4 protein-coding genes are annotated in these 6,002 nt (G+C 60.4%); 1 reads left to right on the top strand and 3 read right to left on the bottom strand.

Features of this window, described 5'->3' with window-relative positions:
* Nucleotides 1-265 precede the first annotated feature (265 nt).
* From EDC26_RS19970 to tkt, 3 genes are all read right to left on the bottom strand, one after another.
* Nucleotides 266-1,459 carry a phosphoglycerate kinase gene (locus EDC26_RS19970; RefSeq protein WP_132586502.1) on the bottom strand — a complete coding sequence of 398 codons (1,194 nt, stop codon included), beginning with the start codon at nt 1,457-1,459 and terminating at the stop codon, nt 266-268.
* Between the two features lie 77 nt (nt 1,460-1,536).
* Nucleotides 1,537-2,550 (bottom strand): type I glyceraldehyde-3-phosphate dehydrogenase, encoded by a 1,014-nt coding sequence (gene gap, locus EDC26_RS19965; RefSeq protein ID WP_132586499.1) that lies wholly within the window; start codon nt 2,548-2,550, stop codon nt 1,537-1,539.
* Nucleotides 2,551-2,565: 15 nt separating this feature from the next.
* Nucleotides 2,566-4,611, bottom strand: coding sequence for a transketolase (gene tkt / locus EDC26_RS19960; RefSeq protein WP_132586496.1), 2,046 nt, complete (start codon nt 4,609-4,611; stop codon nt 2,566-2,568).
* A 229-nt stretch (nt 4,612-4,840) separates the two neighbouring features.
* Here tkt and EDC26_RS19955 point away from each other — a divergent pair, with 229 nt between their 5' ends.
* Nucleotides 4,841-5,572: a 16S rRNA (uracil(1498)-N(3))-methyltransferase gene (locus tag EDC26_RS19955; protein ID WP_132586493.1), complete on the top strand. Its 732-nt coding sequence runs from the start codon at nt 4,841-4,843 to the stop codon at nt 5,570-5,572.
* Nucleotides 5,573-6,002: the final 430 nt, after the last annotated feature.

Raw genomic sequence — 6,002 nt, 5'->3', positions numbered from 1 at the left:
GCGCTGTTTGAGTGGGACGATTGCGAATAGCCCAGTGGGCTATTCGCCCCACGAGTTCGCACGCCGCCCCGAAGCCGGCCCTGCGCGCGGGAAGTTCTGGCGCAGCCAGAACCGTGCCCGTCCGAGCCCGACCCGCCTTGACTGGCCACGGCGCGGGGCTAGAAGGTTCTGGGCAAGACAAGGTTAATGCAAAAAAATGCCACCTTCAGCGAATGCCACCCACAAGGGGTGGCGCTACAGGGTGGCGCTACAAAAACCAGACGCGCTACTTTGCTCTTTGCACAAGAACTTCAACCGCAGGCAAAGCCTTGCCTTCCAGGAATTCCAGAAACGCGCCGCCTCCCGTGGAAATGTAATCCACCTTGTCGGCAATATGAAATTTCGCAATCGCCGCCAGCGTATCCCCGCCGCCGGCAATCGAAAACGCCGCCGACTCCGCCACCGCCTGCGCCACGCCTTCAGTCCCCTTCGCAAAGGCCTCCAGTTCAAAAACACCCACCGGGCCATTCCAGACAATAGTGCCGGCACGGCGCAAAATATCCGCCAAATGCTTCGTCGTTTGCGGTCCGATATCCAGAATCATATCGTCATCGGCCACCTGATCGGCTGCCTTCACACTGCCGCGGGCCTCCGGACCGAAAGACTTGGCGCACACTACATCCACCGGGATCGGCACCGCCGCCCCCCGCTTTTTCATCAGATCAATCACCGCTCGGGCCCGCTCGACCTGATCGGGCTCGGCCAAAGACTTGCCCACCTTCAGGCCCGCCGCCAGCATAAACGTATTGGCAATGCCTCCGCCCACCACCAGTTGATCAACCTTGTCGGCCAACGACAGCAAGATCGACACCTTGGTGGACACCTTCGAGCCCCCCACAATCGCCACCATCGGACGCTTCGGATTTTCCAGCGCACGCCCCAACGCAAGCAACTCGACTTCCAGCAAAGGGCCGGCGCACGCTATCGGCGCGAAACGCGCCATGCCGTGCGTCGTGGCTTCGGCCCGATGCGCCGTGCCGAAGGCATCGTTCACGTAGACATCGCACAGCGCCGCCATCTTTCTGGACAACGCCTCATCGTTCTTCTTCTCGCCCACATTGCAACGGCAGTTCTCCAACAGCACAACCTGCCCAGGCTCAAGCTGCACTCCACCCACCCAGTCAGGCACCAGCGAAACAGGAATTCCCAACAATTTTGACAACCGCGCAGCCACAGGCGCGAGCGTATCGGACGCGCTCACCGTCCCTTCTTTAGGCCGCCCCAGATGCGACGCCACCATCACCGAAGCGCCCGCATCCAGCGCCATGCGTATCGCCGGCACCGAAGCGCGTATGCGCGTGTCTTCAGTGATTTCGCCGGACGCATCCAGGGGCACATTCAAATCCGAGCGTATAAATACACGCTTGCCGGAAAGCGCGCCGGATTGAGCCAGGGAAGCAAGTGTTCTGACGATAGACATAGAAATACTCAAAAAAGCAGATATGGCAAGGGCGGGTCGCCCCGCCCCACATACTGACCGCAACGATCAGCGATTATTTATTTAGCGGACATCAACGCTACCGTGGTATCGAGCATGCGGTTGGAGAAGCCCCACTCGTTGTCGTACCAGGAAGCCACCTTGACCAAGGTGCCCGACACTTTGGTCAAGGCCGCATCCACCGTGCTGGACGCCGGATTATGATTGAAATCGACCGAAACCAGAGGCGCCGTGGTGTATTCCAGTATGCCCTTGAGCGGGCCGCTTTCGGACGCGGCCTTGAGAATGCCGTTGACTTCCTCGACCGTGGTTTCACGCGACGCCACAAACGACAAATCCACAATCGACACATTGATGGTGGGAACGCGGATCGAGTAGCCATCGAGCTTGCCGTTCAATTCAGGCAAAACCAGCCCCACCGCAACGGCCGCGCCGGTCTTGGTCGGAATCATGCTCGTCGTGGCGGAACGCGCGCGGCGCAGGTCTTCGTGATAGACGTCGGTCAGAACCTGATCGTTGGTATAGGAATGCACCGTCGTCATCAGGCCGCTGACGAGCCCCAACGCTTTATGCAAGGGCTGCACCAACGGCGCCAGGCAATTGGTGGTGCACGACGCATTCGAAATAACCGTGTCGCTGGCCTTCAACACGCCGTGGTTCACGCCATACACAATGGTCGCATCCACGTCCTTGCCGCCCGGAGCCGAAATAATGACTTTTTTCGCGCCGCCCCGAAGATGGGCGCTGGCTTTTTCCTTGGTGGCAAAAAAACCGGTGCACTCCAGCACCACATCCACACCCATCTCGCCCCAAGGGAGCGCCGCGGGATCGCGATTGGCCAGGACGCGAATCCGATCGCCGTTGACGACCATATGCTCGCCATCGACGGTCACGGTACCTGGGAACTTGCCATGAGCGGAATCGTATTGAGTCAAATGGACATTGGTTTTGGGCGCACCCAAATCGTTAATGGCCACGATTTCGATATCGTGTTTCTTGCCGTCTTCGTAATGAGCACGCAATATGTTGCGGCCTATGCGCCCGTACCCATTGATTGCCACGCGAATCGTCATTATTACTCTCCTGTTTTATAAAATTCGTTCGACCGCCGCCGCCACACGCTCGACAGTCAGCTCAAAATGTTTGAACAACACCCCCGCGGGTGCCGACTCACCGAAGGTATCCAGACCCACCACAGCGCCATCCAGGCCTACATACTTATACCAGCCCGCCGTCACGCCGGCCTCGACCGCCACCCGCGGCAAACCCTTGGGCAATACCGCAGCGCGCCATGCGGCGTCCTGCGCATCGAACACCTCGGCGCAAGGCATGGACACCACGCGAACCGCCACACCGCGAGCCGCAAGCTGCTCTTGCGCACCCAGCGCCAACCCCACCTCGGAACCCGTGGCGATTATGACCGCGCGCGGTTCGATAGCGTCGCGCAACACATAGGCGCCGCGCGCAATAGCGGCGATGGTTTGCGCGTCACGCTCGACAAACGGCAGATTCTGGCGTGAAAGCAGCAAAGCACTGGGCCCGCCCTCGCGCACCTTCAGGCCCACGCTGGCCGGACGCTGAACGGCAGCCATCCAGGCCAATGCCGTCTCGGTCGTGTCGCAAGGACGCCATACATGCAAATTGGGAATCAAACGCAGGCTCGCCGCGTGCTCCACCGACTGATGCGTGGGGCCGTCCTCACCCAGGCCAATCGAATCATGCGTAAAGACATGCACCACGCGCTGCTTCATGAGCGCGGCCATGCGCAGGGCGTTGCGCGAATAGTCGGAAAAAGTCAGGAACGTGCCGCCAAAGGGCAGATACCCTCCATGCAGCGCCACCCCATTCATAATGGCCGCCATGCCGAACTCGCGCACGCCGTAATTGATATGGCGGCCGAATTGCAGGCCCTGTTCCGTGGCCCTGACCGGCGTCACTCCTTTCCAGTCGGTGTAGTTGGATCCGGTCAAGTCGGCCGACCCGCCCAGCAGTTCAGGCAGCAGCTCGGCAAACGCCGTAATGGCCAACTGCGAAGCCTTGCGGCTGGCCACGGTTTCGGCGCGGGCAGCGGTCGCCCCGATAAACGCTTGAGCCTGCTCGGCGAAGCCTGCGGGCAAATCGCCCGCCAGACGGCGCCGCAGCTCGGCGGCTTGAGCCGGAAACGCCTCGGCATAGGCGTCGAAACGCTGCTGCCAGGCATCCTGCAGTGACTGACCACGGGGCTTGCCATCCCAATCCCGATAAATATCGGCCGGTATTTCAAATGGCCCATACGGCCAGTCCAGCGCCACGCGTGCTGCGGCAATTTCATCTTTGCCCAAAGGGGAGCCATGCACTTTTTCAGTACCGGCCATGTTCGGGGCGCCCTTGCCTATGACCGTGCGGCAGCACACCAGGGTGGGCCCCCGGCCTTCGGCCGCGAACTGCCTGGCCTGAACCATCGCCGCATCAAGCGCCGCGGCATCGTGGCCATCCACATGGCGCAACACATTCCAGCCATAACCCTCGAAACGCCCGGGCGTATCATCGGCAAACCAGTTCTTGACCTCGCCATCGATGGAAATGCCGTTATCGTCATAAAAAACAATCAGTTTGGACAGTTTAAGCGTGCCCGCCAGCGAACTGGCCTCGTGGGAAATACCCTCCATAAGGCAGCCATCGCCGACAAAAGCATAGGTGCAATGATCGATCACCGCATGGCCGGGGCGATTGAACTCTTGCGCCAATAAAGCCTCGGCCAAGGCCATCCCCACGGCGTTGCTCAAACCCTGGCCCAGAGGCCCCGTCGTCGTCTCGACCCCTTGCGTGATCCCCACCTCGGGGTGGCCGGGCGTGCGCGAATGCAACTGCCGGAAATTTTTCAGCTCATCGATAGGCAGATCGTAGCCGCTCAGATGCAACAACGCATAAAGCAGCATGGATCCGTGGCCATTGGACAGCACGAAGCGATCGCGATCCGCCCATGTCGAATCGGCGGGGTTATGGCGCAAATGGCGCGTCCACAACACCGTGGCGATATCGGCCATGCCCATGGGCGCTCCCGGGTGACCCGAGTTGGCTTGTTGAACCGCATCCATGGCCAATGCACGAATGGCATTGGCCATGGATGAATCGTGGGCGGGCGATAAACTCATTAAACACTCACAAGAGAGGCCCGCAAGCAGCCGGAACCGCCGCGCAACCACGTGATTTGCAAAGCTTTGGATTTTACCACCGGCCGCGACCTTGCATGTCGGAGCGGCTATCTTGTGTGTCAGGCGCGAAATGGCAGCCACAAGGGCTGCCGCTACATCCGCTACGGATACGTCTTCGGACTGAGAACGCCCGTCTCCCAAAACCTTATCCCTCGCGTTAATATTCATTATGGTCATTCCCCGCTTCTACTGTCCCTGCCCGCTTGCGGCGCACCAGCTCCTTGAACTGCCCGAACAGGTCGCACACCACGCCCTGCGGGTTTTGCGGCTTGGCGCCGGCGCAGAAATCGTACTGTTCGACGGTCAAGGCGGCGAATACCCCGCCGGCCTGCAGATCGAAGGGAAAAAGGGCTACGCCCAGCTGGGCGCGCTACGTCTAATAGACCGGGAACTGCCGGGCCCGATTACGCTCGCCCAAGGCATACCCTCGGGCGACAAAATGGACTGGATCGTCGAAAAGGCGGTCGAACTGGGTGCTCAACGACTCATTCCCATTGCCGCGCAGCGCAGCGTCTCGCAGCTGAGCGGCGAGCGGCTGGAAAAACGCCTGCGGCGCTGGGCAGGCATTGCGCAAGCCGCCAGCGAACAATGCGGACGCAACCGCATCATGTCCATCGCAGCGCCCCTATCGCTGCAGACCTGCCTTGAGCAAATCGATACCTCCACACAAATCCTGTTCTGCGACCCCGATGCAACGCAAACGCTGGCGCAAGCCCTGCGCCCCGACAACCAAGGGCTGATGCTCCTGGTCGGACCCGAGGGAGGATGGTCCGAAGAAGAACAGGCCCTGGCCGCGCGCCACACCCTGGGCGCCGTGCAATTCGGCAAACGCATCTTCCGCACCGAAACCGCCGGCCTGGCGTTGATCGCCGCCAGCAGTGCGCTGAAAGGATGGATGTAATCAGGACGGATGTCATTGCCGCCAACAGTGCGCTAAAAGGATGGCTGTGACAGGGTCGACGGGTGGCACCCACAAGGGGTGCCGCTACAAATTGGCAGAGCCGATTGGGTTATCGGCGACCGCAAGGATCATCCCAACGTAAACGTATCCGCCACTCATGTAGTGGCAGCCCTTGTGGCTGCCATCGGTGTTCTAAAAATACCGCAACGATTATCGCCGATGGCAGCCACAAGGGCTGCCACTACATTAGCGACACGAGCGTCGTGGACGGTCAAGTTGGGGCGGGCGATTCGGGCACGCCGCGCGCAGGGCCGGCTTCGGGGATCCAAGGCGTGCGCTGTTTGTCGTGGTCAAGTTTTAGTGGACAGTTTCAAGTGAGTTTTTTGGATCCTACTTTTTCATACACATCGGGCGCCAAATAGCCCAATGT

The organism is Paralcaligenes ureilyticus (genome assembly GCF_004346225.1).
Lineage (GTDB): Bacteria > Pseudomonadota > Gammaproteobacteria > Burkholderiales > Burkholderiaceae_B > Paralcaligenes > Paralcaligenes ureilyticus.
The sequence above is the reverse complement of the archived record's forward strand: the minus strand, read 5'-3'. Positions and strand labels throughout refer to the sequence as shown.

Bases quoted from the DNA above. Each gene is read 5' to 3' on its own strand.
- gap (WP_132586499.1), bottom strand. From the start codon at position 2,550: ATGACGATTCGCGTGGCAATCAATGGGTACGGGCGCATAGGCCGCAAC.
- EDC26_RS19970 (WP_132586502.1), bottom strand. From the start codon at position 1,459: ATGTCTATCGTCAGAACACTTGCTTCCCTGGCTCAATCCGGCGCGCTT.
- tkt (WP_132586496.1), bottom strand. From the start codon at position 4,611: ATGAGTTTATCGCCCGCCCACGATTCATCCATGGCCAATGCCATTCGT.
- EDC26_RS19955 (WP_132586493.1), top strand. From the start codon at position 4,841: ATGGTCATTCCCCGCTTCTACTGTCCCTGCCCGCTTGCGGCGCACCAG.